The sequence below is a fragment of the Serratia proteamaculans genome (assembly GCF_013337185.1).
Lineage (GTDB): Bacteria > Pseudomonadota > Gammaproteobacteria > Enterobacterales > Enterobacteriaceae > Serratia > Serratia proteamaculans_D.
The window spans coordinates 1-25,718 of the sequence record NZ_SWDE01000012.1 but is presented as its reverse complement, the minus strand read 5'-3'; the positions used below and the strand labels follow the sequence as shown (position 1 = coordinate 25,718).

Annotated in this window: 44 protein-coding genes and 1 pseudogene; 6 read left to right on the top strand and 39 right to left on the bottom strand. The window is 50.9% G+C overall.

The genetic code is table 11. The features are described 5' to 3' along the window. Positions 1 to 248: 248 nt before the first annotated feature. Positions 249 to 791 carry a gamma carbonic anhydrase family protein gene (locus FCL49_RS24440; RefSeq protein ID WP_174355456.1) on the top strand — a complete coding sequence of 181 codons (543 nt, stop codon included), beginning with the start codon at positions 249 to 251 and terminating at the stop codon, positions 789 to 791. Positions 792 to 828: 37 nt separating this feature from the next. Here the strand turns inward: FCL49_RS24440 and aroE are convergent, their stop codons facing one another. The 5 genes from aroE to dprA are packed head-to-tail and all read right to left on the bottom strand — an operon-like array spanning position 829 to position 4,373. Next, on the bottom strand, positions 829 to 1,647 hold the full coding sequence (gene aroE, locus FCL49_RS24435; RefSeq protein WP_174355455.1) for a shikimate dehydrogenase: 819 nt from the start codon (positions 1,645 to 1,647) through the stop codon (positions 829 to 831). 11 nt (positions 1,648 to 1,658) lie between these two features. Continuing rightward, a complete protein-coding gene (tsaC, locus tag FCL49_RS24430) occupies positions 1,659 to 2,228 on the bottom strand; it encodes an L-threonylcarbamoyladenylate synthase type 1 TsaC (protein WP_174355454.1) in 570 nt (189 codons plus the stop codon). 7 nt (positions 2,229 to 2,235) lie between these two features. Beyond that, entirely contained in the window at positions 2,236 to 2,781 is a 546-nt protein-coding gene (locus tag FCL49_RS24425; protein ID WP_012147202.1) for a DNA topoisomerase family protein, read from the bottom strand. A gap of 25 nt (positions 2,782 to 2,806) precedes the next feature. Beyond that, complete coding sequence (smg, locus tag FCL49_RS24420; protein ID WP_012147203.1) at positions 2,807 to 3,280, bottom strand: DUF494 family protein Smg; 474 nt, start codon at positions 3,278 to 3,280, stop codon at positions 2,807 to 2,809. Beyond that, on the bottom strand, positions 3,252 to 4,373 hold the full coding sequence (dprA, locus tag FCL49_RS24415; protein WP_174355453.1) for a DNA-protecting protein DprA: 1,122 nt from the start codon (positions 4,371 to 4,373) through the stop codon (positions 3,252 to 3,254). Before dprA ends, smg begins: the two co-directional genes overlap by 29 nt. Before the next feature lie 133 nt (positions 4,374 to 4,506). Here dprA and def point away from each other — a divergent pair, with 133 nt between their 5' ends. The 5 genes from def to mscL all read left to right on the top strand — a co-directional run bounded on the left by def (position 4,507) and on the right by mscL (position 9,352). Then, positions 4,507 to 5,016, top strand: coding sequence for a peptide deformylase (gene def / locus FCL49_RS24410; RefSeq protein ID WP_012147205.1), 510 nt, complete (start codon positions 4,507 to 4,509; stop codon positions 5,014 to 5,016). Positions 5,017 to 5,033: 17 nt separating this feature from the next. Then, complete coding sequence (gene fmt, locus FCL49_RS24405) at positions 5,034 to 5,978, top strand: methionyl-tRNA formyltransferase (RefSeq protein WP_174355452.1); 945 nt, start codon at positions 5,034 to 5,036, stop codon at positions 5,976 to 5,978. Positions 5,979 to 6,051: 73 nt separating this feature from the next. After that, complete coding sequence (rsmB, locus tag FCL49_RS24400) at positions 6,052 to 7,341, top strand: 16S rRNA (cytosine(967)-C(5))-methyltransferase RsmB (RefSeq protein ID WP_174355451.1); 1,290 nt, start codon at positions 6,052 to 6,054, stop codon at positions 7,339 to 7,341. A gap of 77 nt (positions 7,342 to 7,418) precedes the next feature. Then, on the top strand, positions 7,419 to 8,795 hold the full coding sequence (gene trkA / locus FCL49_RS24395) for a Trk system potassium transporter TrkA (RefSeq protein WP_135318310.1): 1,377 nt from the start codon (positions 7,419 to 7,421) through the stop codon (positions 8,793 to 8,795). Positions 8,796 to 8,935: 140 nt separating this feature from the next. Next, positions 8,936 to 9,352 (top strand): large-conductance mechanosensitive channel protein MscL, encoded by a 417-nt coding sequence (mscL, locus tag FCL49_RS24390; RefSeq protein ID WP_174355450.1) that lies wholly within the window; start codon positions 8,936 to 8,938, stop codon positions 9,350 to 9,352. Positions 9,353 to 9,409: 57 nt separating this feature from the next. On the opposite strand, the gene FCL49_RS24385 is transcribed toward mscL, so the two are convergent. From FCL49_RS24385 to tuf, 34 genes and pseudogenes are all read right to left on the bottom strand, one after another. Continuing rightward, positions 9,410 to 9,616: an alternative ribosome-rescue factor A gene (locus tag FCL49_RS24385; RefSeq protein ID WP_012147210.1), complete on the bottom strand. Its 207-nt coding sequence runs from the start codon at positions 9,614 to 9,616 to the stop codon at positions 9,410 to 9,412. A gap of 84 nt (positions 9,617 to 9,700) precedes the next feature. Beyond that, a complete protein-coding gene (zntR, locus tag FCL49_RS24380) occupies positions 9,701 to 10,132 on the bottom strand; it encodes a Zn(2+)-responsive transcriptional regulator (RefSeq protein ID WP_153858323.1) in 432 nt (143 codons plus the stop codon). Then, complete coding sequence (locus FCL49_RS24375) at positions 10,132 to 10,506, bottom strand: DUF1992 domain-containing protein (RefSeq protein WP_174355449.1); 375 nt, start codon at positions 10,504 to 10,506, stop codon at positions 10,132 to 10,134. The genes zntR and FCL49_RS24375 overlap by 1 nt, the downstream gene beginning before the upstream one ends. Before the next feature lie 147 nt (positions 10,507 to 10,653). Continuing rightward, positions 10,654 to 11,043, bottom strand: a complete 390-nt coding sequence (gene rplQ, locus FCL49_RS24370) for a 50S ribosomal protein L17 (RefSeq protein ID WP_004929726.1) — start codon at positions 11,041 to 11,043, stop codon at positions 10,654 to 10,656. A 40-nt stretch (positions 11,044 to 11,083) separates the two neighbouring features. Then, positions 11,084 to 12,073: a DNA-directed RNA polymerase subunit alpha gene (locus FCL49_RS24365; RefSeq protein ID WP_002919219.1), complete on the bottom strand. Its 990-nt coding sequence runs from the start codon at positions 12,071 to 12,073 to the stop codon at positions 11,084 to 11,086. A 25-nt stretch (positions 12,074 to 12,098) separates the two neighbouring features. Beyond that, positions 12,099 to 12,719, bottom strand: coding sequence for a 30S ribosomal protein S4 (gene rpsD, locus FCL49_RS24360; protein WP_012147212.1), 621 nt, complete (start codon positions 12,717 to 12,719; stop codon positions 12,099 to 12,101). 31 nt (positions 12,720 to 12,750) lie between these two features. After that, entirely contained in the window at positions 12,751 to 13,140 is a 390-nt protein-coding gene (rpsK, locus tag FCL49_RS24355; RefSeq protein ID WP_004951128.1) for a 30S ribosomal protein S11, read from the bottom strand. Between the two features lie 16 nt (positions 13,141 to 13,156). Further along, complete coding sequence (rpsM, locus tag FCL49_RS24350; protein ID WP_012147213.1) at positions 13,157 to 13,513, bottom strand: 30S ribosomal protein S13; 357 nt, start codon at positions 13,511 to 13,513, stop codon at positions 13,157 to 13,159. A 146-nt stretch (positions 13,514 to 13,659) separates the two neighbouring features. Continuing rightward, positions 13,660 to 13,776 (bottom strand): 50S ribosomal protein L36, encoded by a 117-nt coding sequence (gene rpmJ, locus FCL49_RS24345; RefSeq protein WP_002227352.1) that lies wholly within the window; start codon positions 13,774 to 13,776, stop codon positions 13,660 to 13,662. 32 nt (positions 13,777 to 13,808) lie between these two features. Beyond that, a complete protein-coding gene (gene secY, locus FCL49_RS24340) occupies positions 13,809 to 15,140 on the bottom strand; it encodes a preprotein translocase subunit SecY (protein WP_004929740.1) in 1,332 nt (443 codons plus the stop codon). Between the two features lie 7 nt (positions 15,141 to 15,147). Then, the gene (rplO, locus tag FCL49_RS24335; RefSeq protein ID WP_012147214.1) at positions 15,148 to 15,582 is read right to left on the bottom strand and encodes a 50S ribosomal protein L15; all 435 of its coding nucleotides are present in this window, start codon (positions 15,580 to 15,582) and stop codon (positions 15,148 to 15,150) included. Positions 15,583 to 15,585: 3 nt separating this feature from the next. Then, a complete protein-coding gene (gene rpmD, locus FCL49_RS24330; RefSeq protein WP_012147215.1) occupies positions 15,586 to 15,765 on the bottom strand; it encodes a 50S ribosomal protein L30 in 180 nt (59 codons plus the stop codon). 2 nt (positions 15,766 to 15,767) lie between these two features. Further along, the gene (rpsE, locus tag FCL49_RS24325) at positions 15,768 to 16,271 is read right to left on the bottom strand and encodes a 30S ribosomal protein S5 (RefSeq protein WP_004951140.1); all 504 of its coding nucleotides are present in this window, start codon (positions 16,269 to 16,271) and stop codon (positions 15,768 to 15,770) included. A 14-nt stretch (positions 16,272 to 16,285) separates the two neighbouring features. Further along, the gene (gene rplR, locus FCL49_RS24320; protein WP_037425856.1) at positions 16,286 to 16,639 is read right to left on the bottom strand and encodes a 50S ribosomal protein L18; all 354 of its coding nucleotides are present in this window, start codon (positions 16,637 to 16,639) and stop codon (positions 16,286 to 16,288) included. A gap of 9 nt (positions 16,640 to 16,648) precedes the next feature. Then, on the bottom strand, positions 16,649 to 17,182 hold the full coding sequence (gene rplF, locus FCL49_RS24315; protein ID WP_012147217.1) for a 50S ribosomal protein L6: 534 nt from the start codon (positions 17,180 to 17,182) through the stop codon (positions 16,649 to 16,651). 14 nt (positions 17,183 to 17,196) lie between these two features. Next, positions 17,197 to 17,589: a 30S ribosomal protein S8 gene (rpsH, locus tag FCL49_RS24310; protein WP_004951149.1), complete on the bottom strand. Its 393-nt coding sequence runs from the start codon at positions 17,587 to 17,589 to the stop codon at positions 17,197 to 17,199. Between the two features lie 30 nt (positions 17,590 to 17,619). Beyond that, the gene (rpsN, locus tag FCL49_RS24305) at positions 17,620 to 17,925 is read right to left on the bottom strand and encodes a 30S ribosomal protein S14 (protein WP_012147218.1); all 306 of its coding nucleotides are present in this window, start codon (positions 17,923 to 17,925) and stop codon (positions 17,620 to 17,622) included. A 13-nt stretch (positions 17,926 to 17,938) separates the two neighbouring features. Then, positions 17,939 to 18,478, bottom strand: a complete 540-nt coding sequence (gene rplE, locus FCL49_RS24300; protein WP_004951155.1) for a 50S ribosomal protein L5 — start codon at positions 18,476 to 18,478, stop codon at positions 17,939 to 17,941. Positions 18,479 to 18,492: 14 nt separating this feature from the next. After that, positions 18,493 to 18,807 (bottom strand): 50S ribosomal protein L24, encoded by a 315-nt coding sequence (gene rplX / locus FCL49_RS24295; RefSeq protein ID WP_004951158.1) that lies wholly within the window; start codon positions 18,805 to 18,807, stop codon positions 18,493 to 18,495. 10 nt (positions 18,808 to 18,817) lie between these two features. Further along, positions 18,818 to 19,189, bottom strand: a complete 372-nt coding sequence (gene rplN, locus FCL49_RS24290) for a 50S ribosomal protein L14 (protein WP_004951161.1) — start codon at positions 19,187 to 19,189, stop codon at positions 18,818 to 18,820. A gap of 165 nt (positions 19,190 to 19,354) precedes the next feature. Next, positions 19,355 to 19,609, bottom strand: a complete 255-nt coding sequence (gene rpsQ / locus FCL49_RS24285) for a 30S ribosomal protein S17 (protein ID WP_012147219.1) — start codon at positions 19,607 to 19,609, stop codon at positions 19,355 to 19,357. Continuing rightward, entirely contained in the window at positions 19,610 to 19,801 is a 192-nt protein-coding gene (gene rpmC / locus FCL49_RS24280) for a 50S ribosomal protein L29 (RefSeq protein ID WP_004951169.1), read from the bottom strand. After that, on the bottom strand, positions 19,801 to 20,211 hold the full coding sequence (rplP, locus tag FCL49_RS24275; RefSeq protein WP_004951171.1) for a 50S ribosomal protein L16: 411 nt from the start codon (positions 20,209 to 20,211) through the stop codon (positions 19,801 to 19,803). The genes rpmC and rplP overlap by 1 nt, the downstream gene beginning before the upstream one ends. A gap of 12 nt (positions 20,212 to 20,223) precedes the next feature. After that, on the bottom strand, positions 20,224 to 20,922 hold the full coding sequence (gene rpsC / locus FCL49_RS24270; RefSeq protein ID WP_012147220.1) for a 30S ribosomal protein S3: 699 nt from the start codon (positions 20,920 to 20,922) through the stop codon (positions 20,224 to 20,226). A 17-nt stretch (positions 20,923 to 20,939) separates the two neighbouring features. Next, entirely contained in the window at positions 20,940 to 21,272 is a 333-nt protein-coding gene (gene rplV / locus FCL49_RS24265; protein WP_004391423.1) for a 50S ribosomal protein L22, read from the bottom strand. A gap of 14 nt (positions 21,273 to 21,286) precedes the next feature. Then, positions 21,287 to 21,565, bottom strand: a complete 279-nt coding sequence (gene rpsS / locus FCL49_RS24260) for a 30S ribosomal protein S19 (protein ID WP_004929772.1) — start codon at positions 21,563 to 21,565, stop codon at positions 21,287 to 21,289. Between the two features lie 14 nt (positions 21,566 to 21,579). Beyond that, entirely contained in the window at positions 21,580 to 22,404 is an 825-nt protein-coding gene (gene rplB / locus FCL49_RS24255) for a 50S ribosomal protein L2 (protein WP_012147221.1), read from the bottom strand. Positions 22,405 to 22,422: 18 nt separating this feature from the next. Beyond that, positions 22,423 to 22,725, bottom strand: a complete 303-nt coding sequence (gene rplW / locus FCL49_RS24250; RefSeq protein ID WP_012147222.1) for a 50S ribosomal protein L23 — start codon at positions 22,723 to 22,725, stop codon at positions 22,423 to 22,425. After that, on the bottom strand, positions 22,722 to 23,327 hold the full coding sequence (gene rplD, locus FCL49_RS24245; RefSeq protein ID WP_012147223.1) for a 50S ribosomal protein L4: 606 nt from the start codon (positions 23,325 to 23,327) through the stop codon (positions 22,722 to 22,724). The genes rplW and rplD overlap by 4 nt, the downstream gene beginning before the upstream one ends. 10 nt (positions 23,328 to 23,337) lie before the next feature. Continuing rightward, the gene (gene rplC, locus FCL49_RS24240) at positions 23,338 to 23,967 is read right to left on the bottom strand and encodes a 50S ribosomal protein L3 (protein WP_012147224.1); all 630 of its coding nucleotides are present in this window, start codon (positions 23,965 to 23,967) and stop codon (positions 23,338 to 23,340) included. A gap of 32 nt (positions 23,968 to 23,999) precedes the next feature. Then, a complete protein-coding gene (gene rpsJ / locus FCL49_RS24235) occupies positions 24,000 to 24,311 on the bottom strand; it encodes a 30S ribosomal protein S10 (protein ID WP_001181005.1) in 312 nt (103 codons plus the stop codon). 408 nt (positions 24,312 to 24,719) lie between these two features. Next, complete coding sequence (gene bfr / locus FCL49_RS24230; protein ID WP_099065725.1) at positions 24,720 to 25,184, bottom strand: bacterioferritin; 465 nt, start codon at positions 25,182 to 25,184, stop codon at positions 24,720 to 24,722. A gap of 74 nt (positions 25,185 to 25,258) precedes the next feature. Then, positions 25,259 to 25,453 (bottom strand): bacterioferritin-associated ferredoxin, encoded by a 195-nt coding sequence (gene bfd, locus FCL49_RS24225; RefSeq protein ID WP_017894251.1) that lies wholly within the window; start codon positions 25,451 to 25,453, stop codon positions 25,259 to 25,261. A gap of 132 nt (positions 25,454 to 25,585) precedes the next feature. Next, positions 25,586 to 25,718: pseudogene (gene tuf / locus FCL49_RS24220) on the bottom strand (elongation factor Tu); the annotation flags it as partial.

Here is a 25,718-nt window from a genome sequence, read left to right as displayed (position 1 = left end):
TCTTCCCGGCCGCTGTGTGAAGTGAATCACTTGCGCCGTGTCGATGGAGGCGCATTATAGGGAACCGAGTTTTTTGCACAACCCCTTTTTTGATCTTTTCTTACTGTTTGCACACTTTTCGGCCCTTTCGGGTGGATCTTGCGCGATCAGGGCCGTTTTCCGCAGGATCCGTCACTTCAGTTGGTTGTAATTCCACCGCCAACGTCTAGTATTGCCGGTAAATATGATCCCGATGCGAGGCTATTACCATGTCTGATGCAGTACGTTCTTATCTTCATTACTCTCCCAAACTGGGTTTGCGCGTCATGATCGACCCTTCCAGTGTAGTGATCGGTAACGTTGAGCTGGCAGATGACGTCAGTGTCTGGCCGTTGGTTGCTATTCGCGGCGATGTGAACGCAGTAAAAATTGGTGCACGCAGCAATATTCAGGATGGCAGCGTGTTGCACGTAACCCATAAGTCTGAGCATAACCCTGAAGGTTACCCATTACTGATCGGTGAAGACGTTACTGTGGGGCACAAGGCCATGTTGCACGGCTGCGCCATCGGCAATCGGGTGCTGGTAGGTATGGGATCGATCCTGTTGGATGGTGCAGTAATAGAAGATGATGTGATGATTGGTGCCGGCAGCCTGGTGGCACCGGGTAAACGCCTGGAGAGCGGCTATCTCTATATGGGCAGCCCGGCACGCCAGGTTCGCCCATTGACCGCTGCGGAGCGGGAAGGATTGCTTTACTCTTCTACTAACTATGTACGTTGGAAAGACGAATATTTGTCAGAAGATATCTGACTGGCGCCCGTTCCCGCACAGGGGAACGGGCTCCGAGTTACCCTGCCAGTTCTTGACGCAGCTGGCGTAATACCGGTTCGATCTCCGGCATCACACCATGCCACAGCAGGAACGCATGCGCGGCCTGCCCCACCAGCATCCCTAAACCGTCGGCATATTCTGTGGCGCCCTGTTGCTGTGCCCAGGCCAAAAACGGGGTTAATCCCTGCTGATAAAACATGTCATAACAACGCGTATGACCATTGACCATACCAACCGGTAGCGCCGGGATGTCACCGCTGATACCGGATGCCGTAGCGTTAATCACTAAATCAAACCGCTGTTGATCAAGTTGATCCAGGGGCAACGCAGATATTTCACCCAGATGCTGGAATACCTGCGCCAGTGTCTGCGCACGGCTAAAAGTACGGTTGGTGATCACCACTTCACAACCAAAAGACAGTAACGGCAAGATCGCGCCGCGTGCCGCGCCACCCGCCCCCACCAGCAGAATACGATCCTTGGGTTGGATCAACTTCTGACGTTCAAGATCGGTCAGCAAGCCGATCCCATCAGTATTGTCACCCAGTAACCCACCGTCCGGCAGTATCTTTAAGGTATTTACCGCACCGGCCAGCGAGGCTCGTTGGCTCAGTTCGGTCGCCGCTTCATAAGCATTTTCTTTAAAAGGGACGGTGACGTTCGCCCCCTTGCCACCCGCCTGAATGAACGTCTGCAAAGTGGTTTCGAAACCATCCAGTGGCGCCAGCACAGTTCCATAGGGGTGTTCTATACCTGTTTGCGCGGCAAATAGCGCATGAATACGCGGTGACTTACTGTGGCCGATAGGGTTACCGAATACTGCAAACTTCTCCATGCACGTTACCTCTAGCCTTGACGGATCTGCTTACCGGTCAGGACATCTCTGATTTCGGAAGGATTAAGACGGCCACCGACGCTGCCGGCCAACACCGGGAAAGCGGCACCAAACTGCTGCTGCACTTCATCGGCACTACGGCAAGGTTCCTGCCCGCTGAGGTTGGCGCTGGTCGATACCAGCGGTTTGCCAAACTGCCGACAAAGTTGCTGTACCAACGGATGATCGCTAACGCGTACCGCCAACGAATTGAAACGGCCAGTCAGCAAACGCGACGTTTCCGGCCGGGCAGGGATTACCCAGGTCACCGGGCCCGGCCAACTGGCAAACATCGTGGCGCGTTGCTGTTCGTTCAACGCGGTGTCATCTATATAAGGTGTTAACTGCGCGTAATCGGCCGCAATCAGGATCAGTCCTTTTTCCCAGGGGCGCTGTTTCAGTGCCAATAATGCATTAACCGCCTGCTCGCTGTCGGGATCGCAACCCAGACCAAACACTGCCTCGGTCGGATAGGCAATGACCTGTTGATTATGCAGTGCGTCAATAATTGGCGTGAAGATGACTGTGGATTCTGAGCTCATGATGTCATTATTCTGTGGTGACTACGGGTTTCCCGCAAAGTTTACTGGCACAGCAAAGGGTAGGACCTTTCGCCGTACGCTTTTCCATCAGCAACGGATAGTGGCAATACTCACACTCACCGGCAACGGGTTTAAAATTGAGAACAAACTGGCATTCAGGGTAGCGATCGCAGGAGTGGAATACCTTGCCATAGCGCGATTTCCGCTGCAGCAGTTTGCCCTGCTCGCACTGCGGACAGCTGATGCTGGTTTCGTCCGGTTTATCGATAACCTCGGTGTGGTCGCACTCCGGGTAGTTACTGCAAGCGATAAACATACCGTAACGTCCCTGGCGCAAGGCCAGCGTCGCCTGGCATTTCGGACATTCCTGCCCATCCAGCATTTTTACAATATGGCCATCGGCCTGGGCCTTCAGCGGCCGGATATGTTGACATTCAGGGTAACGGGTACAGCCGAGGAAGGGGCCGTGGCGACCACTGCGGATCACCAGCTCGGCCCCGCATTCCGGACAGGGTTCATTTTGCCTGGCGGCAAAAATCGCGGCTTTTGTCATAACTTCTTCTATTCATGTTATCGGCTCAGTGCAGATAACCTTCGTTTACTTCAAACAACAGTTCTTCCATTTGCTGATAGGCACTTTCATATCCGGGGATATTAAACAGCACCATCAGCACCACCCATTTCAGATCTTCGAGATCGAATTCCGTGTTATCCAAAGCCATAACACGATCGATAACCATTTCACGGGTTTCGAGGTTCAATACCTGAATCTGCTCCAGGAACAGGAGGAAACCACGGCAACTGGCATCCAAACGCACGCCTTCTTCTTCGGTGTAAATCCGCATTGCCAGCGGATCGGCATCCATAAAATACGGCGCATTTTCGCCTTCCTGCAGGTCAGCGAGCTTTTCAAGCCAATTCAACGCGTTGTAGATATCATCCCGATGAAACCCCGCCTGAGCGAGATCATCAGTCAGTTGATCCTGATCGACGCGCATCTCTGGTTCATTGTGGATATAAGTTTCAAACAAGTACATCAGTACGTCGAACATGGCCTGCCCTCCTTATTCGGACATAGCCGCCGGGTACAGCTGCGATCCACCCTGCTAACTCCAGATCGAGTAATTTGATTACCACTTCTGGCACAGGTTGGCCGGCACGTTCAGCGACGACGTCAACAGGTGTCACCTCATCTCCTACGTTAGCCAACACATCGGCAAATGGCAATTCAACTTCAGCCTCTGACGCACAAATAGTTGTATTTTCGCTCAGTGACAGCCAATGCAGCCCGCTTCCCAGTTGTTCAGCGATCTCTTTCGGGCCGGTAACCAGATAAGCCCCCTGTTGGATCAACCAATGCGTGCCCTCGCTCATCGGGTTGCCCAGCGCCCCAGGTAAGGCAAAAACCTCACGCCCCTGCTCTAACGCATAACGTGTGGTAATCAGCGTTCCGCTGCGCAAGGAAGCTTCGATGACCACCACGCCCAGGCTTAACCCACTGATGATACGGTTACGGCGTGGAAAGTGGTCGGGCATTGGCAGATCGGTGGCCAGATACTCAGAAACCAGCGCCCCGCCGCTTTCTACGATCTGTTCGGCCAAGCGTTGATGCCGGCGCGGGTAGATATTGGCCAAGCCGCTGCCCAGAACGGCGACGGTGGCTCCTTCAGCGGCCAACGCAGCACGGTGGCAAATGCTGTCAATGCCAAGGGCCAGCCCGCTGGTGATGGTAAACCCGCAGTGCACTAATCCGGTGGCAAAGTAATTGGCCCAGTGTTCACCGTAATGACTAAACTGACGGCTACCCACCATGGCGATTTGCGGCTGCTGCACAGCATCCGGATTCCCCTTTGCCAACAGCAACAGCGGAGCATCGTCAATAGGGAGCAATCGCTCTGGGTAGCCAACCTCACCGTAGACCCACATCAAGTTGCCGGGCTGTTCCAGCCAGGTGAGAGTGGCCGCCAGATAGCCCGGATCCATCTGACGAAATTGGGCCCGCTGCCGGTCATTCAACCCCAATTCCCGTAACAGCGGATAAGGCTCTCCTCCAGTCTCCACCATCTGCCGTATCATCTGGCTGGCCTGCGCCGCCCCCAGCCCGGTGACACCGCGCATCCGTAAGCCGATTTCCTGTGCCTGCATCGCCTGTTCCCCCGCAGAAAATGGTGGTATTACCAATTCGAGCAATTGGTGCGCAATGCTGTCAATCAGGCTGGGAAATGTCTAGAATAGAAGCTAAACCTCGTTTATCACTCGGATACAGATCTCAAGATATATGTCAGTATTGCAGGTATTACATTACCCAGATGACCGGCTGCGCAAAGTCGCGGCCCCGGTAAAAGAAGTCAATGCGAATATCCAGCGCATCGTGGATGATATGTTTGAAACCATGTACGCAGAGGAAGGCATTGGCCTGGCTGCGACACAGGTGGATATCCATCAGCGCATTATCGTCATTGACGTTTCTGAGAACCGCGATCAGCGCCTGGTGCTGATCAACCCGGAACTGCTGGAAAAAAGCGGTGAAACCGGGATAGAGGAAGGCTGCCTTTCCATTCCTGAACAACGTGCTTTAGTCCCACGCGCCGCTGCTGTGAAAATCAGAGCGCTGGACCGTGACGGCAAACCTTTTGAGCTGGAAGCCGACGACCTGTTGGCCATCTGTATCCAGCACGAGATGGACCACCTGGTAGGCAAGCTGTTCGTCGATTACCTGTCGCCACTCAAGCGCCAGCGTATCCGTCAGAAACTGGAAAAAATGGCCAAGCTTAACGCCCGCGCCTAACCGATCAGGAAATCAACGTGTCTGACTCTTTACGGATTATTTTCGCCGGAACTCCAGACTTCGCAGCGCGTCACCTTGACGCGCTGTTGTCATCTGGGCACCAGATTGTCGGAGTTTTCACTCAACCCGACCGCCCTGCGGGACGCGGCAATAAGCTGACGCCCAGCCCGGTTAAAGTTCTGGCCGAGCAACACCATTTACCGGTGTTTCAGCCCAAGTCACTGCGCCCGGAAGAAAACCAGCACCTGGTTGCCGATCTCAATGCCGATGTCATGGTTGTCGTGGCTTATGGCCTGATCCTGCCCAAAGCGGTGTTGGATATGCCGCGACTCGGTTGTATCAACGTCCATGGTTCACTGCTGCCTCGCTGGCGCGGTGCCGCACCGATCCAACGTTCACTGTGGGCCGGCGATAACGAAACCGGTGTTACCATCATGCAGATGGACGTGGGTTTGGACACCGGCGATATGATGCACAAGATTGCCTGCCCGATCGAAGCCGATGACACCAGCGCCAGCCTGTACGATAAACTGGCTCAGCTCGGCCCACAGGGCTTGCTGACCACGTTGCAACAGATGGCTGCAGGTACGGCGAAACGTGAAGTGCAGGATGAGTCGCTGGTCACCCATGCTGAAAAATTGAGCAAAGAAGAAGCCCGTCTGGACTGGAATCTGTCCGCTGCGCAACTTGAGCGCTGCGTTCGTGCCTTCAACCCGTGGCCCGTCAGTTATTTCACCATTGACGACCAACCGGTGAAAGTGTGGCAGGCAACGGTGTTGGCGCAAAACGCGGATGCAGAACCTGGCACCATCATCCATGCCGACAAGCACGGCATTCAGGTGGCGACCGCCGAAGGTATTCTTAACCTGACTCAACTGCAGCCGGCAGGCAAAAAACCCATGTCAGCTCAGGATTTGCTGAACTCACGTCGCGAATGGTTTACTCCGGGCAACCGGTTATAAACCGCCCCCACTGCTCGGCCAATAATCGCCGGGCTGTTTCTTTCTTAATGCCGATCGTTATCAGCTTTAGCCTATGAAAAACAATTACAATCTCCGCAGCATCGCAGCCATTGCCATCGGTCAGGTGTTGGATCAGGGCCAGTCACTCAGTACTGTCCTGCCGTCACTGCAAAAAACCATTTCTGACAAGGATCGTGCTCTGCTGCAGGAACTGTGCTTCGGCACCCTGCGCGTCTTGCCGCAACTGGAATGGTGTATTCAACAATTAATGGCCAAGCCAATGACCGGCAAGCAGCGCACGCTGCACTATTTGTTGATGGTTGGCTTATACCAACTGCTGTATACCCGTATTCCCGCTCATGCAGTGCTGGCGGAAACCGTAGAAGGCGCAGTAGCGCTGAAACGCCCGCAGCTTAAGGGCCTGATCAACGGCGTATTGCGCCAGTTCCAACGCCAGCAGGAAGAATTACTGCAACGCGCTGCCAATAATGACAGCCGCTATCTGCACCCAAGCTGGCTGTTGAAACGTATCCAGCAGGCCTATCCCGCACAGTGGGAACAAATCATCGATGCCAATAACCAGAAGCCGCCAATGTGGCTGCGCGTCAACCGTTTGCATCATACTCGCGAAGACTACTTGCAGTTGATGGAGCAGGCCGGCATTGCCGCTGAACCGCATGCCGAATATCGCGATGCAGTGCGTCTGCTGGCCCCATGCGCCGTTACCGATCTGCCAGGCTTTGCCGACGGCTGGGTCACGGTGCAGGATGCCTCCGCGCAGGGTTGTGTCGATCTGCTGGATCCGCAAGACGGGGAACAGATCCTCGATTTGTGCGCGGCTCCCGGTGGTAAAACCACCCATATTTTAGAGGCGGCTCCCAAAGCCCATGTGATGGCCGTCGATGTCGACGAACAGCGCCTGAGCCGGGTCAAAGAAAACCTGCAACGTCTGCGTTTGAATGCCGAAGTGAAGCAAGGCGATGGCCGTACTCCGCAACAATGGTGCGGCGACAAGCAGTTCGATCGCATTTTGCTGGATGCGCCTTGCTCTGCCACCGGTGTGATCCGTCGTCACCCAGATATTAAATGGCTGCGACGCGACAGTGATATCGCTGAACTGGCCACACTGCAGGCCGAGATTATTGAAGCCATCTGGCCACATCTCAAAAGTGGAGGAGTGATGGTGTATGCCACCTGCTCCATCTTGCCGGCAGAAAACGCTGAACAGGTTAGCGCCTTCCTCCAGCGTCATGCCGATGCCCGTCTGGTTGAAACCGGCAACGAACAACAGCCTGGCCGACAGAATCTTCCGCATCCAGAGGATGGGGATGGCTTCTTTTACGCTAAGCTGATTAAAATGTAGCTGTTCAGTACTCTGGGCGCGGCTGTTGCGCCCTTTCAGATAATCTTCAGCGGTTTCAGTGTGAAGCAGAGAAGCGAATGAAAATAATTATTCTTGGCGCGGGTCAGGTTGGCGGAACACTGGCAGAAAACCTGGTGGGTGAAAATAACGATATTACCGTCGTGGATACCGATTCCGGCCGCCTGCGTCAGTTACAGGATAAGTTCGACCTGCGGGTCGTTCAGGGCTACGGCTCGCATCCACGAGTACTGCGAGAAGCGGGGGCGGAAGATGCCGATATGCTGGTTGCCGTCACCAACTCAGACGAAACCAACATGATTGCCTGTCAGATTGCCTACTCGCTATTTAATACACCTAACCGAATCGCCCGTATCCGTGCGCCAGAATATATCCGCGAGTCAGAGAAGCTGTTTCACCCAGAAGCGGTACCCATTGACCATCTGATCTCACCAGAACAGCTGGTTATCGACTACATCTATAAATTGATTGAGTATCCGGGCGCGCTGCAGGTGGTGAACTTTGCAGAAGGTAAAGTCAGTATTGCCGCGGTAAAAGCCTACTACGGTGGCCCATTGGTGGGTAATGCCCTGTCTTCAATGCGCGAACATATGCCGCACATTGATACTCGCGTCGCCGCTATCTTCCGTCAGGATCGACCAATTCGCCCGCAGGGTTCCACCATTATTGAGGCTGGCGATGAAGTGTTCTTTGTTGCTGCCTCACAGCATATCCGTGCGGTAATGAGTGAGTTGCAACGACTGGAAAAGCCCTATAAGCGCATCATGATTGTTGGCGGTGGCAACGTCGGCGCAGGCCTGGCGCAAAGGTTGGAGAAATCTTACAACGTGAAGTTGATTGAACGTAATCAGCAACGCGCCGCAGAGCTGGCCGAACAGCTGCATGACACCATCGTGTTTTATGGCGATGCTTCTGACCAGGAACTGCTGGCAGAAGAACACGTTGATCAGGTGGATGTTTTTATCGCTATCACCAACGATGACGAAGCAAATATCATGTCCGCCATGCTCGCCAAACGCATGGGTGCCAAAAAAGTAATGGTGCTGATTCAACGCCGCGCCTATGTTGACCTGGTACAAGGTAGCGTCATCGATATTGCAATTTCTCCACAACAGGCAACCATTTCAGCGCTGTTAGGACATGTACGGAAAGCGGATATCGTCAGCGTTTCCTCACTCCGTCGCGGCGTCGCGGAAGCCATCGAAGCCATTGCGCACGGTGACGAAAGTACCTCAAAAGTGGTCGGCCGCACCGTTGAAAATATTAAATTGCCGCCGGGCACTACCATTGGCGCCATTGTGCGCGGTGATGACGTTATTATTGCCAACGGCAGCAGCAAAATCGAACAGGGCGATCACGTCATTATGTTTATAACCGACAAAAAGTTCGTTCCTGACGTTGAACGCCTGTTCCAACCAAGTCCTTTCTTCCTGTAGAACAAATGTAGTAATGAATGGTCTATAATTGCGAAGTTGTTCTCTGCCATAGAAAGGGATAAAACTTTTCGCTCCTTTTGTGGCAAAGGGAAATTGCTTTGTTAAACTTGAGTTATTAAATTCTGCAAGGGGTGCGTTCTATGAGTATGATGAAAGAGTTCCGCGAATTTGCCATGCGTGGCAACGTGGTCGACTTGGCAGTGGGTGTAATTATTGGTGCGGCGTTTGGTAAGATCGTATCGTCTTTCGTTGCAGATATCATCATGCCACCGCTGGGCTTGCTGATCGGTGGTGTTGATTTCAAACAATTCCACCTGGTACTACGCGAAGCTCAAGGCGCGGTTCCTGCAGTAGTGATGAACTACGGTTCATTCATCCAGACTATTTTCGATTTCGTGATTGTTGCCTTCGCTATTTTCCTGGCAATTAAATTAATGAACAAAGTACGCCGTAAACAGGAAGAAGAGCCGGCAGCGCCACCTGCGCCAACTGCAGAAGAAAAATTGCTGACTGAAATTCGCGATTTACTGAGCCAACAGCAACAGCCAAAACTATAAAATAGTTTAGCTCGGGTTACTAAAAAGCCATCTTATTCAGATGGCTTTTTTAATGCCTTAAAACCAGAAGGCCAGTGGTAAATTATCCTTTGATAGTTTACCACTGGCCTCCCAGTTACCGCCTTTTGCATGTTTGTCTTTACGCCGATAACTGCCTTTCCCTTTGGTATTTTTCTCTATCCTTTGGCGGAATAACGGATCGTGCAACAGTGCCTCAATAGCATTGTCCTGTATCTGGCCTTTGGTATGACGGTATTTAGTCATGGTAATTCTCCTTGTTTACGTATGGATATAAATCGTGGCGATAATACTGCTGCTCGTATAAAAATTAAAGAGCCGCCAGCCCTTTCAGGCACCTTTTTTTACCTTTTCATCGCTGGCGCCCTGTTCCAGCGCTTCCAAAATCGAGCAATAGTTGCTGGTATGCGCGCTACCGCAGCAGGCATCGCTGAGACGCTTTAGCGACTCACGCATCCGAGTTAACTCTTTAAGCTTATTTTCTACTTCACTGAGCCGCGCATCAACGATCGACTTCGACTCTCGACAGGTATGATGCACCGGGTCAACACGGATAGATAACAGTTCGGCAATGGTTTCCAACGTAAAACCGAGTTGCTTGGCATAACGGATAAAACGCAGCCGCTGCAAGTCTTGATCGCTATACAACCGATAACCGCCCTCGGTACGGATGTTATGATCCATCATTCCCTGCTTCTCGTAGTAACGCACGGTGTCGGGCGTCACGTCAGCAAGCTTTGCCAGTTGGCCAATTTTAAGCATCACTCTTTCTCCGGTGAAAATTTTCCACTCAATGCACGTTGATATTCAGCATGCAAGAAATCGGTACTCATTCCTGCTTGTCGTAAACGATACTCCAGCAGTGCCATCCGTTTGCCAAGTTCAATATAGTCTGGATGATCACTCTCAATCACTTGCAGCAACCGAGCTATATTCAAAGCCTCTTTGCGATCTTCCAACTCAGCGGGTAAATAGCCAGCATTTTTAAGCAAGCGAAAGCCAGTACGCAATTCAGCAGGCACGGCACTGTCATCGTCCAATACAAGTGGTTGGCCCTGACCAGGCAAATTATCCAATTCACCTTTAGCCTGCGCATCAAGGATATGACGCTCCGCCCATTGATCGAGTAACCACATGAGATACCCCCTCAATTGGTCTGATTAATAGCGTTAGCATAGCGGATAGGGACGGGGATCTTAAGTCTGGTGGGGAAAGAACGCACGTTTGGCTGATTAAGGACGTAAAAAAACCGGGCAAGCCCGGTTTTTTCACGCGTCCACAGATTACTCTGCAGTTGCTACTTCTGCTTGAGACTCAGCACGATCAACCAGCTCGATGTATGCCATCGGCGCGTTGTCGCCTGCGCGGAAGCCACACTTCAGAATGCGAGTGTAACCACCGGCACGGCTCGCGAAACGCGGGCCCAGCTCGTTAAACAGTTTTGCCACGATCTCGTTATCACGAGTACGGGCGAATGCCAGACGACGATTAGCTACGCTGTCGGTCTTGGCAAGAGTAATCAGCGGCTCAACAACGCGACGCAGCTCTTTTGCTTTTGGCAAGGTCGTCTTGATGATCTCATGACGAACCAAAGAGCCGGCCATGTTACGGAACATAGCCTGGCGATGGCTGCTGTTACGGTTCAGTTGACGACCACTCTTACGATGGCGCATGACCTTATCCTTCTCAGTAAAACCTTAACCTGTGATCCGGTTACTCGTCAGCAATGCTTGCCGGTGGCCAGTTTTCCAGGCGCATGCCCAGAGACAGTCCACGGGAGGCCAGCACGTCTTTAATCTCAGTAAGAGATTTTTTACCCAGGTTCGGCGTTTTCAGCAACTCAACCTCGGTACGCTGTACCAGATCACCGATGTAGTGGATAGCTTCTGCCTTAAGGCAGTTAGCAGAGCGGACAGTCAATTCCAGATCGTCAACAGGGCGCAGCAGAATCGGATCGAATTCTGGTTTCTCTTCTTTAACTTCTGGTTGACGAACATCACGTAAGTCAACAAAAGCTTCAAGTTGTTCAGCCAGGATGGTAGCCGCACGGCGGATCGCCTCTTCAGGATCGATCGTGCCATTGGTTTCCATTTCGATGACCAGCTTGTCCAGGTCAGTACGCTGTTCTACACGCGCTGCTTCAACATTGTAGGCAATACGCTCTACAGGGCTATAGCAGGCGTCAACCAACAGACGACCGATCGGGCGCTCATCTTCTTCCGAATGAATTCGGGCAGAAGCCGGCACATAACCACGACCACGTTGAACTTTGATACGCATGCTGATAGCAGCGTTTTCATCGGTCAGGTGGCAGATCACGTGCTGAGGCTTGACGATTTCGACATCACCATCATGGGTAATGTCGGCAGCGGTCACAGGGCCAATGCCAGATTTATTCAGGGTAAGGATAACTTCATCTTTCCCTTGAACTCTCACCGCCAGCCCTTTCAGGTTGAGCAGGATCTCCAGGATATCTTCCTGTACGCCTTCTTTGGTGCTGTACTCATGCAGTACACCATCAATCTCAACCTCGGTCACCGCGCAACCCGGCATAGACGAAAGCAGAATACGGCGCAGTGCATTGCCGAGAGTATGGCCAAAGCCACGCTCTAACGGCTCAAGGGTCACCTTGGCGTGCGTCGAACTGACTTGCTCGATATCTACCAGGCGCGGTTTTAGAAACTCTGTCACAGAACCCTGCATTGTGTCCTCTCTTTGGTACTAAGCCTTACTTGGAGTAAAGCTCGACGATCAGGTGTTCGTTAATGTCCGCAGACAGATCGGTACGTTCAGGCATACGCTTGAACACGCCTTCCATCTTAGCAGCATCAACTTCAAGCCAGGTCGGCTTTTCACGCTGCTCAGCCAGCTCCAGAGAAGCTTTAACACGAGATTGCTTTTTAGCCTTCTCGCGGATGCTGACTACGTCATTCGGAGATACCTGATAAGAAGCGATGTTAACAACGCGACCATTTACCATAATTGCTTTGTGGCTAACCAACTGACGTGACTCTGAACGAGTAGCGCCGAAGCCCATACGGTAAACAACGTTGTCCAAACGACCTTCCAGCAGTTGCAACAGGTTTGCACCGGTGTTGCCCTTCAGGCGTGCTGCTTCTTTGTAATAGTTACGGAATTGACGCTCCAGAACACCGTACATACGGCGAACTTTTTGCTTCTCACGTAACTGTACACCGTAGTCAGACAGACGCGGTTTACGCGCACCGTGTTGACCAGGCGGTTGTTCAATTTTACACTTGGTATCGATCGCGCGAACGCCAGACTTCAGGAACAAGTCTGTGCCCTCACGGCGGCTAAGCTTGAGCTTAGGACCCAAATATCTTGCCATTTTCTTTCTCCAACAAACCTAAAAGCTTACGTTATACGCGACGCTTTTTCGGCGGACGACAACCGTTGTGAGGGATAGGAGTCACATCAGTAATATTAGTGATGCGGAAACCAGCGGCGTTCAGAGCACGAATAGTTGATTCGCGGCCTGGACCCGGTCCCTTAACCATAACTTCCAGATTCTTGATACCGTATTCTTTTACTGCGTCAGCACAACGTTCGGCTGCAACCTGAGCTGCAAACGGAGTTGACTTACGAGAACCACGGAAACCAGAACCACCGGCAGTTGCCCAACCCAATGCATTACCCTGACGATCGGTAATAGTCACAATGGTGTTGTTGAAAGACGCATGGACATGAGCCACGCCGTCAGAGACTTGTTTTCTTACACGCTTACGTGTACGAACAGGTGCCTTTGCCATTATTCAATCACCCTGATTATTTCTTGATTGGTTTACGCGGACCCTTACGGGTACGTGCGTTGGTCTTAGTACGCTGACCGCGAACTGGCAGACCACGACGATGACGCAAACCACGGTAAGTACCAAGATCCATCAGACGCTTGATGCTCAGGGTAACTTCACGACGCAAATCACCTTCTACAGTGAATTTGGCGACTGCTTCACGCAGCTGTTCAATTTGCTCTTCAGACAGCTCACTGATCTTAACATGTTCAGCAATACCCGTAGACGCACAGATAGACTGTGAGCGGGTTTTACCGATTCCGAAGATCGACGTTAAGGCGATTACGGTATGTTTATGATCAGGAATGTTAATGCCTGCTATACGGGCCACTATGCACTCCTACTATTTTATACGGCAACACCATTCTGAAAAGCCCGTTTTCAGGATACTCAAATAATGTTGCAGCTACATACAAAAGATTGGCTGGCTAATCTAGCCAGCTCAACCCAACTTTGCAAGAAAAATATGCGAGATAATCAGCCTTGACGCTGTTTATGCTTCGGCTCGGCGCTGCAAATCACACGAACGACACCGTTACGCTTAACGATTTTGCAGTTACGACATAATTTCTTGACGGAAGCACGAACTTTCATTTTTACTCTCCGTAACTTCTCAAACGAACCTGTTAGCGGTTATAGCCTTTCAGGTTTGCTTTCTTCAATGCAGACTCGTACTGACTTGACATCATCAGAGTTTGCACTTGAGCCATAAAGTCCATGATGACGACAACCACGATCAGTAGCGAGGTACCACCAAAGTAGAATGGTACTTTCATTGCATCACGCATGAACTCCGGGATCAGGCAGATGAAAGTAATGTACATCGCGCCCACCAGGGTTAAACGCGTCATTACTTTATCGATATACTTCGCCGTTTGCTCTCCCGGACGAATTCCTGGTACGAAGGCACCGGACTTCTTCAGGTTATCTGCTGTCTCACGCGGGTTGAAAACCAACGCCGTGTAAAAGAAACAGAAGAAGATGATTGCAGACGCATAGAGTAACACATAAAGCGGTTGCCCTGGCTGCAAATACAGCGAAATCGTTGTCAGCCAGTTCCAACCGGTACCGCCCCCAAACCATGATGCAATCGTGGCCGGGAACAGAATAATGCTGGAAGCGAAGATTGCCGGGATAACCCCTGCCATGTTCACTTTCAACGGTAAGTGTGTGCTCTGTGCTGCATAAACACGACGACCTTGTTGACGCTTCGCATAGTTAACGACGATACGACGTTGACCACGTTCGATGAAAACAACGAAGAAGGTTACTGCAAACACCAATACTGCAACCAACAGCAACAGGAGGAAGTGCAGGTCGCCTTGCCGGGCTTGTTCGATAGTATGGGCCACAGCCGGCGGGAGTCCCGCTACAATACCTGCGAAGATAATGATCGAGATACCGTTACCGATACCACGTTCAGTAATCTGTTCACCCAGCCACATCAGGAACATTGTCCCGGTCACCAAGCTCACTACTGCAGTAAAGTAGAACGCAAAGCCTGGGTTTAACACCAGACCTTGCATACCAGGCATATTCGGCAAACCGGTAGCAATACCGATCGACTGGAATATGGCCAACACCAGCGTACCGTAACGGGTGTACTGACTAATCTTGCGACGGCCAGCCTCCCCTTCTTTCTTGATTTCTGCCAACGCTGGATGAACCACCGTTAACAGCTGGATAATGATCGACGCCGAAATATACGGCATGATCCCCAGAGCAAAGATAGAAGCACGGCTGAGGGCACCACCAGAGAACATGTTAAACATTTCAATGATAGTGCCTCTCTGCTGCTCGAGCAATTTGGCAAGCACAGTGGCATCGATACCAGGAATCGGAATAAAAGAGCCGATACGGAAGACAATCAGCGCGCCGATTACAAACAAAAGTCTGCGCTTCAGCTCGCCGAGTCCGCCTTTAGCACTTTGAAAATCTAATCCTGGTTGCTTAGCCATCTGCTACTTATTCCTCAATTTTACCGCCAGCAGCTTCGATAGCAGCACGAGCGCCTTTGGTGACACGCAGACCACGCAGGGTAACCGGACGAGCGATTTCGCCAGAAAGCATAACTTTCGCGAATTCGATCTGGACACCAACAACGTTAGCGGCTTTCAGCGTGTTCAGGTCGATTACGTCGCCTTCAACAAGAGCCAGTTCAGACAGACGAACTTCTGCCGTGATCATAGCTTTGCGAGAGGTGAAGCCGAATTTCGGCAAACGACGATATAAAGGCATCTGACCACCTTCAAAACCACGACGTACGCCACCGCCAGAACGTGAGTTCTGACCTTTGTGACCACGACCAGCGGTTTTACCCAGGCCAGAACCAATACCACGACCTACACGCTTAGGCGCATGCTTGGCACCTTCAGCCGGAGACAGAGTATTTAAACGCATCTCTTACTCCTCAACCTTAACCATGTAGGAAACCAAGTTGACCATACCACGTACAGCAGGAGTATCCTCACGCTCTACAGTATGACCAATACGACGCAGACCTAAACCGAGCAAGGTTGCCTTGTGCTTTGGCAAACGGCCGATGCTGCTTTTTGTTTGAGTTACTTTAATAGTCTTTGCCATGGTTATTTCCCTAGAATTTCTTCGACGGACTTACCACGCTTAGCAGCGACCATTTCTGGGGATTTCATATCTTCCAAAGCAGCAATAGTTGCACGAACCACGTTGATCGGGTTAGTAGAACCATATGCTTTAGCTAATACGTTATGAACCCCTGCAACTTCCAGGACGGCGCGCATTGCACCACCGGCGATGATACCGGTACCTTCGGAAGCTGGTTGCATGAACACGCGAGAACCCGTGTGAGCACCTTTAACAGGGTGCTGCAGAGTACCGCTATTCAAAGCAACATTAATCATAGCGCGACGGGCTTTTTCCATCGCTTTCTGGATCGCTGCCGGAACTTCGCGTGCTTTGCCGTAGCCAAAACCAACGCGACCGTTACCATCACCAACTACTGTCAGTGCGGTAAAGCTGAAAATACGGCCACCTTTTACGGTTTTAGATACGCGGTTTACCGCGATCAGCTTTTCCTGCAGTTCGCCAGCTTGTTTTTCGATGTGAGCCATCTTAAACCTCTTCCTTAGAACTGAAGGCCAGCTTCACGGGCAGCATCTGCCAGTGCCTGGACTCGACCATGATATTGGAAACCGGAACGGTCAAAGGATACTTTAGAGATCCCTTTTTCCAACGCGCGCTCAGCCAGAGCTTTACCTACGGCTGCTGCTGCGTCTTTGTTACCGGAATACTTCAATTGCTCTGTGATAGCTTTTTCTACAGTAGAAGCGGCTACCAGTACTTCAGAACCATTTGGAGCAATTACCTGTGCGTAAATGTGACGCGGGGTACGATGTACCACCAGGCGGGTTGCACCCAGTTCTTTGATCTTACGGCGTGCGCGGGTCGCACGACGGATACGAGCAGATTTCTTATCCATAGTGTTACCTTACTTCTTCTTAGCCTCTTTGGTACGCACGACTTCGTCGGCGTAACGGACACCCTTGCCTTTGTAAGGCTCAGGACGGCGGTAGGCACGCAGATCTGCAGCAACCTGGCCAATAACTTGTTTATCAGCGCCTTTCAGCACGATTTCAGTTTGGCTTGGGCATTCAGCAGTAATACCTGCTGGCAGCTGGTGATCGACCGGGTGAGAGAAGCCTAAGGCTAAATTCACCACGTTGCCTTTAACAGCAGCACGATAACCAACACCTACCAATTGAAGCTTCTTGGTGAAGCCTTCGGTAACACCAACAACCATTGCGTTCAGCAGAGCGCGCGTAGTACCCGCTTGGGCCCATGCGTTAGCAAAACCTTCGCGCGGGGCGAAAGTCAGTGCGTTAGCTTCTTGCTTCACTTCAACGGCGTTGTGGACAGTACGAGTCAGCTCGCCGTTCTTACCCTTAATCGAAATAACCTGACCGTTGAGTTTTACCTCTACGCCGGCAGGAATGACGACGGGTGCTTTTGCAACACGAGACATTCTTTCCTCCCGAATTAAGCTACGTAGCAGATAATCTCGCCACCAAGACCTGCTTGGCGAGCTGCACGATCGGTCATAACACCTTTAGAGGTAGAAATAACAGCAATACCCAAACCAGCCATAACTTTTGGCAGTGCATCTTTTTTCTTGTAGATGCGCAGACCAGGACGGCTGATTCTTTGAATGCTTTCTACCACTGCCTTGCCCTGGAAGTACTTCAGTACCAGTTCCAGAACAGGCTTGGTGTCGCCTTCGATTTTGAAATCTTCAATAAAACCTTCTTCCTTCAGCAGGTTGGCAATTGCCACTTTCAGCTTGGAGGAAGGCATGGTGACCGCAACTTTGTTCGCGGCTTGACCGTTACGGATACGGGTCAGCATATCCGCGATCGGATCTTGCATGCTCATCTGTCTTTACTCCCGTGATTCAATTGGTAATTACCAGCTAGCCTTTTTCAAGCCTGGTACTTCACCGCGCATAGCGGCTTCACGTAACTTGATACGGCTCAACCCGAATTTGCCCACATAACCATGTGGACGGCCAGTTTGGCGGCAGCGTTTACGCTGACGAGACGGGCTGGAATCACGCGGCAGAGTTTGCAGCTTGAGAACAGCATCCCAACGATCTTCGTCGGAAGAGTTCACACCAGAAATGATAGCCTTCAGTTCCTCGCGTTTAGCGCGGTACTTTTCAGCCAGTTTCACGCGAACGACTTCGCGTGCTTTCATTGATTGCTTAGCCATCAGTAACCCTGCCTTACTTACGGAACGGGAAGTTAAAAGCAGCCAACAGCGCGCGGCCTTCATCATCAGATTTCGCAGTAGTGGTAATGGTAATATCCAAACCACGAACGCGATCGACTTTGTCGTAGTCGATTTCTGGGAAGATGATTTGCTCACGCACACCCATGCTGTAGTTACCACGGCCATCGAATGACTTAGCGGACAAGCCACGGAAGTCACGGATACGTGGAACAGCAATGGAAATCAGTCGCTCAAAGAACTCCCACATGCGTTCGCCACGCAGAGTTACTTTACAGCCGATCGGATAGCCCTGGCGGATTTTGAAGCCTGCAACAGATTTGCGTGCTTTGGTGATGAACGGCTTTTGACCGGAGATTGCTGCCAGATCCGCTGCTGCATTATCCAGCAGTTTCTTGTCAGCGATCGCTTCACCAACACCCATATTCAGGGTGATCTTCTCGACCCGAGGGACTTGCATGACAGAGTTGTAATCAAACTGAGACATCAGTTGTTTGACTACCTCGTCTTTGTAGTAATCATGCAGTTTCGCCATCGTATTACTCCAAATTACTTGATAGTTTCGCTGTTAGATTTGAAGAAACGGACTTTTTTCCCGTCTTCGAATCTAAAGCCTACACGGTCAGCCTTACCGGTAGCCGCGTTGAAGAGAGCAATGTTAGAAACCTGAATTGCAGCTTCTTTTTCAACAATGCCACCTGGTTGGTTCAGGGCCGGGACCGGCTTCTGATGTTTCTTAACCAGGTTGATACCTTCAACAATGACCTTACCAGCAGACAGGACATTTTTTACTTTACCGCGTTTACCTTTGTCTTTCCCGGTAAGCACGATAATTTCGTCATCACGACGGATTTTCGCTGCCATGTTTCGCTCCTTAGAGTACTTCTGGTGCCAGAGAGATAATTTTCATGAACTTCTCATTACGCAGTTCACGAGTTACCGGCCCAAAAATACGCGTACCGATAGGTTGCTCGCTGTTATTGTTTAAAATAACGCATGCATTACCATCGAAGCGAATGACAGAACCGTCCGGGCGACGTACACCCTTCTTGGTGCGCACCACTACCGCCTTCAGCACATCGCCTTTCTTCACCTTACCGCGAGGAATTGCTTCCTTGATGGTAATTTTGATGACATCGCCAATGCCTGCGTAGCGACGGTGCGAGCCACCTAGAACCTTGATACACATTACGCGACGTGCACCGGAGTTGTCGGCCACGGTCAGCATAGTCTGTTCTTGGATCATGTTAGTGCTCCGCTAATGTCAACTACAACTTTAGGACCTATTACTAGATCGTTGAAAAGCCCCATAACCAAGGGCGCAGCATTATAACACCGCTTCCAGAGTATGGGTAGAAAAAATAAACGGCTCATTTTCTGAGCCGTTTATAAGTTAGAGTCAGCTACTCTATTACAGAATCGCTTTCTCTACAACGCGAACCAACGTCCAGGACTTAGTCTTGGACAGTGGACGGCATTCGCGGATTTCTACCACGTCACCGATACCACATTCGTTGTTCTCGTCATGTACGTGCAGCTTGGTCGTACGCTTGATGAATTTCCCGTAGATCGGGTGCTTCACCGTGCGCTCGATAGCAACAACCATGGATTTCTCCATTTTGTCACTAATAACACGACCCTGCAGAGTACGGTTAATATCAGTCATTTACACACCCGCCTTTTCAGTCAGTAAAGTCTTAACGCGTGCGACATTACGACGCACTTGTTTCAACAGGTGAGTTTGTTGCAGCTGGCCACTTGCCGCCTGCATGCGCAAGTTAAATTGCTCACGCAGCAGGTTGAGCAGCTCAGTGTTCAGCTCTTCAACGCTTTTTTCACGCAGCTCTTGTGCTTTCATTACATCACCGTCTTAGTTACAAAGGTGGTTTTGATCGGCAATTTAGCTGCAGCCAGCTTGAATGCCTCACGGGCGACCTCTTCTGGTACACCGTCCATTTCGTACAGGACTTTCCCAGGTTGGATCAGGGCAACCCAATATTCCACGTTACCCTTACCTTTACCCATACGCACTTCGAGCGGCTTCTCGGTAATTGGTTTGTCCGGGAATACACGGATCCAAATTTTACCTTGACGCTTAACTGCACGAGTCATTGCACGACGAGCTGCTTCGATTTGACGAGCAGTCAGACGGCCACGGCCAACAGCTTTCAGACCGAAAGTGCCGAAGCTAACATCCGTACCCTGCGCCAGACCACGGTTGCGGCCTTTGTGCATCTTACGGAATTTTGTACGCTTTGGTTGTAACATCAGCGACTCTCCTTACTTGCGGCCTTTACGCTGCTGCTTTTTAGGTTGAGCAGCCGGTTCCGGTTGTTCAACTGCAGCCATACCACCCAGGATCTCACCTTTGAAGATCCATACCTTAACGCCGATTACACCATAAGTGGTGTGCGCTTCAGATGTGTTGTAATCGATATCCGCACGCAGTGTATGCAACGGAACACGACCTTCACGGTACCATTCGGTACGCGCGATTTCAGCACCGCCAAGGCGGCCGCTTACTTCAACTTTGATACCTTTAGCGCCAAGACGCATTGCGTTCTGTACAGCACGCTTCATAGCACGACGGAACATAACGCGACGTTCCAACTGTGAAGTGATGCTGTCAGCAACCAATTTAGCGTCAAGTTCCGGTTTACGGACTTCGGCGATGTTAATTTGCGCAGGAACGCCAGCGATGTTCGCTACGACCTTACGCAGTTTTTCGACATCTTCACCTTTCTTGCCGATAACGATGCCTGGACGAGCAGTGTGAATAGTCACACGGATGCTCTTCGCAGGACGCTCGATAACGATGCGAGAAACGGAAGCTTTCGCCAGTTCCTTAATCAGGAATTGACGAACTTTAAAGTCGCTGTCCAGGTTGTCAGCGAATTCTTTGGTATTCGCATACCAAGTAGAGTTCCAAGGTTTGACAATACCCAGGCGAATACCATTAGGATGTACTTTCTGACCCATTGCTAGTCTCCAGAGTCTCAGCGATCGGACACAACCACAGTAATGTGGCTGGTGCGCTTCAGGATGCGATCTGCACGACCTTTTGCACGAGGCATAATGCGCTTCATGCTTGGGCCTTCGTCTACGAAGATTTTCGTGACTTTCAGATCATCGATGTCAGCGCCATCGTTGTGTTCTGCGTTAGCAATGGCAGACTCCAGCACTTTCTTAACCAGACCAGCAGCTTTCTTGTTGGTGTAGGCCAGAGTTTCCAGAGCTTGCGACACTTTCTTACCGCGGATCAGGTCTGCAACAAGGCGGACCTTCTGTGCAGAAGAACGAGCGTGGCGATGTTTAGCGATAGTTTCCATCTCTTCCTCCTACCTTAGCGCTTTTTAGCTTTTTTATCAGCCGCATGGCCGCGATAAGTGCGAGTCGGCGCGAATTCACCCAGTTTGTGACCGACCATTTCATCGGAAACGAACACTGGTACGTGCTGACGACCATTATGGACAGCGATGGTCAAACCGATCATGTTAGGAAAGATCGTTGAACGACGGGACCAAGTGCGCAAAGGCTTCTTGTCACCGCTTTCCACCGCTTTCTCTACCTTCTTCAGCAAGTGCAGGTCAATAAAAGGACCTTTCTTGAGAGAACGTGGCATGGCTTATCCTCTAATTATTTTTTGCTACGGCGACGTACGATGAACTTATCAGTACGCTTGTTGCTGCGGGTTTTCTTACCTTTGGTCTGAACGCCCCATGGTGTTACTGGGTGTTTACCAAAGTTTTTACCCTCACCACCACCGTGCGGGTGATCTACCGGGTTCATCGCCGTACCGCGAACGGTAGGACGAATACCACGCCAACGTGCAGCACCTGCTTTACCCAGAACGCGAAGCATATGTTCAGCGTTACCGACTTCACCCAAGGTGGCGCGGCAATCAACTGGAACTTTACGCATTTCGCCTGAGCGCAGACGCAGAGTTACGTAGGAACCATCACGTGCAACGATCTGAACGTAGGCACCAGCAGAGCGAGCGATTTGACCGCCTTTACCTGGTTTCATTTCTACGTTATGAACCGTTGAACCCACTGGGATGTTGCGCATTGGCAGGGCGTTACCTACCTTGATTGCAGCATCAACGCCAGATTGGATCTGGTCACCAGCTTTCAGACCTTTCGGCGCCAGGATATAACGGCGTTCGCCGTCTTTGTACAGAACCAGCGCGATGTTCGCGGAACGGTTCGGATCGTACTCCAGACGCTCAACCACTGCAGCCACACCGTCTTTGTTGCGTTTGAAGTCAACCAGACGATAATGTTGCTTGTGGCCACCACCGATATGACGGGTGGTGATACGGCCATTGTTGTTACGGCCACCGCTTTTGCTCAGTTTCTCAAGCAACGGGGCATGAGGTTTACCCTTGTGCAGCTCAGGGTTAACCACTTTAACAACGTGGCGACGACCCGGAGATGTAGGTTTACATTTAACAATTGCCATTGTTCTTACTCCTCCGACTTACTCTGCGCCGCCGATGAAGTCCAGATTCTGGCCTTCTTTCAGGGTGACGTAAGCTTTTTTCCAGTCGCTACGACGACCAACACGCTGACCGTGACGCTTCACTTTCCCTTTAACTACCAGGGTGTTAACGTCTTCGACTTCGACTTCAAACAGTTTCTGCACTGCAGCTTTAATTTCTGCTTTGGTCGCGTCTTTGGCAACTTTGAGAACGATGGTGTTAGTTTTTTCCATCGCAGCGGATGCTTTTTCAGATACGTGCGGTGCACGCAGCACTTTCAGCAGACGTTCTTCACGGATCATGCCAGCATCTCCTCAACTTGCTTCACAGCATCAGCAGTCATAACCACTTTGTCGAAGGCGATCAGGCTAACCGGGTCGATACCTGCTACATCGCGCACGTCAACCTTGTACAGGTTGCGAGCAGCCAGGAACAGATTCTCATCCAGTTCGCCGGTTACGATCAGCACATCTTCCAGAGCCATATCTTTCAGTTTCTGTGCCAGCAGCTTAGTTTTAGGCGCTTCTACAGAGAACTTCTCGACAATGATCAGACGATCTTGACGTACCAGTTCGGACAGAATGCTTTTCAGCGCGCCGCGGTACATCTTTTTGTTTACTTTCTGACTGTGGTCCTGAGGCTTCGCAGCAAAGGTCACACCACCTGAACGCCAGATCGGGCTCTTTACAGAACCTGAACGCGCACGGCCGGTACCTTTCTGGCGCCACGGTTTTTTACCGGAACCAGTTACTTCAGCACGGGTCTTCTGAGCACGAGTACCTTGACGGGCACCTGCTGCATAAGCAACAACAACCTGGTGTACCAGCGCTTCGTTAAAGTCACGACCGAAGGTAGTTTCGGAAACAGTCAGCGCGCTTTGCGCGTCTTTCAATACTAATTCCATTGCTATCCCCTTACGCCTTCACAGCTGGTTTAACGATCAGGTTGCCACCGGTTGCGCCCGGTACAGCACCCTTAACCAGCAGCAGGTTGCGCTCAGCGTCAACACGTACTACGTCCAGGCTTTGAACGGTTACACGCTCGTCACCCAGGTGGCCAGCCATTTTCTTGCCTTTGAACACTTTGCCCGGAGTCTGGTTCTGACCGATAGAACCCGGAACGCGGTGAGACAAGGAGTTACCGTGGGTAGCGTCTTGGGTACGGAAGTTCCAGCGCTTTACAGTGCCAGCAAAACCTTTACCTTTAGAAGTACCGGTAACATCGACTTTTTTAACTTCAGCGAAGATTTCAACGCTGATGTTTTGACCTGCAGTAAATTCTTCACCTTCAGCAGTGCGGAATTCCCACAGACCACGGCCAGCTTCAACGCCAGCTTTAGCGAAATGGCCCGCTTCCGGCTTGGTTACGCGGTTAGCTTTTTTGCTACCGGTAGTAACCTGCACAGCACGGTACCCGTCGTTAGCCAGGTCTTTAACCTGAGTCACGCGGTTCGCTTCAATTTCAATCACGGTTACTGGGATAGAAACGCCATCTTCAGTGAAGATACGAGTCATACCCAATTTCTTACCGACTAAACCAATCATTGTTTCAACCTCTCAATCGCTCAATGACCTGATTAACCCAGGCTGATCTGCACGTCTACACCAGCAGCCAGATCCAGACGCATCAGAGCATCAACGGTTTTCTCGGTTGGCTCAACGATGTCAACCAGACGCTTGTGAGTGCGAATCTCGTACTGATCACGCGCGTCTTTGTTAACGTGCGGAGAGATCAGAACGGTAAAGCGCTCTTTGCGAGTTGGCAGCGGGATCGGACCACGGACTTGCGCACCAGTGCGCTTAGCAGTCTCGACGATTTCCGCGGTTGATTGATCGATAAGACGATGATCAAACGCTTTCAGGCGGATACGGATTCTTTGGTTCTGCATGAGACCAGAGCTCCAATTATTTATAAACGTAAATAATTACTCCTCACACCCATTTCGATTGATGGGGGAGTGTAATCGTCAACATATAACCCCCATATCGGGAGTATTGTTCGAAGGGCAAAACGAACTTGCCTATCGACTGATTCGCTAAAATCAGGCTTACCAAGATTAGGTAAGCCCGCGCATTATACGCAAAACAGAGCGAGAAGCAAGGCGCAGATGGAAATATGCTCAGGATATCGACATTTATTGCAGTTTTAGGTCTTAGATGGCGGTTCGGTAAGCCAGGAGCTGTGGAATGCGAGGAAATCAGATAAGACGTTGAGGCTATTCCCCTGCCCTGCCGGAGATAATACATGCCGGCAGGGCAGCATTGTTGTTAAGTGGGGAAATACCGTTTTTACAATGTTAAAGTTGGGCTTGGGCGTAGTTCTGAATCCCCAGGCGGTCGATCAAATCCAGTTCGGTTTCCAGCCAGTCGATATGCTCTTCTTCATCTGCCAGGATCTCTATCATCAAATCACGGCTGACATAGTCATGGATGGAATCGGCGTAAGCAATGCCTTCACGAAGACTTTTGGCGCCGTCCAACTCCAGGGCCAAATCGGAACGCAGCATTTCTTCAATATCTTCGCCAATATTCAACTTGCCGAGATCCTGCAAATTCGGGATACCTTCCAAAAACAAAATACGCTCGATGTAACGGTCGGCGTGCTTCATCTCGTCGATCGACTCGTGGTATTCCTTATCATTGAGGCGAGTTAAACCCCAGTTCTTGAACATTCGGGCGTGCAGGAAATATTGATTGATGGCAACCAGCTCGTTGCCGAGCAGTTTGTTGAGGTGAGCAATGATCTTTTTATCGCCTTTCATAGGTAACTCCTCCTGGCCAGTTCTAAAAGTGTAGAAGCTGAAAGCCAAGAGTCAAAAAATAACCTTACCTTTAGTTAGGCAACTTCGTGCATATGGATAATGGTTCCGCTTTCCTCCACCATAATCTGTCTCGCCTGGCGAATGCACTTTCCACAATCGGTACCAATAGGGACAAGTTCACGCAGTTGTTTCATGGTATGCGGATTGTGCTGACGCACGGCCTTGCGGATCGCTTTGTCAGTCACGGCATTACACAGACATACATACATAGAGAGACTCACTTCTTAACCAATGCTGTAAGTCTAAATAGGAATGCTTTTTATTTCAATTAAGATTTGGTCAAATTGCATAAAAAAAGGGCACCGAAGTGCCCTCTTTTTGTGTCGAAAAATTATTCGCGATTAAGCGATAACTTTAGCAACAACACCAGCGCCTACAGTACGGCCGCCTTCACGGATTGCGAAACGCAGACCGTCGTCCATAGCGATTGGGTGAATCAGGGTAACAACCATGTTCACGTTATCGCCAGGCATT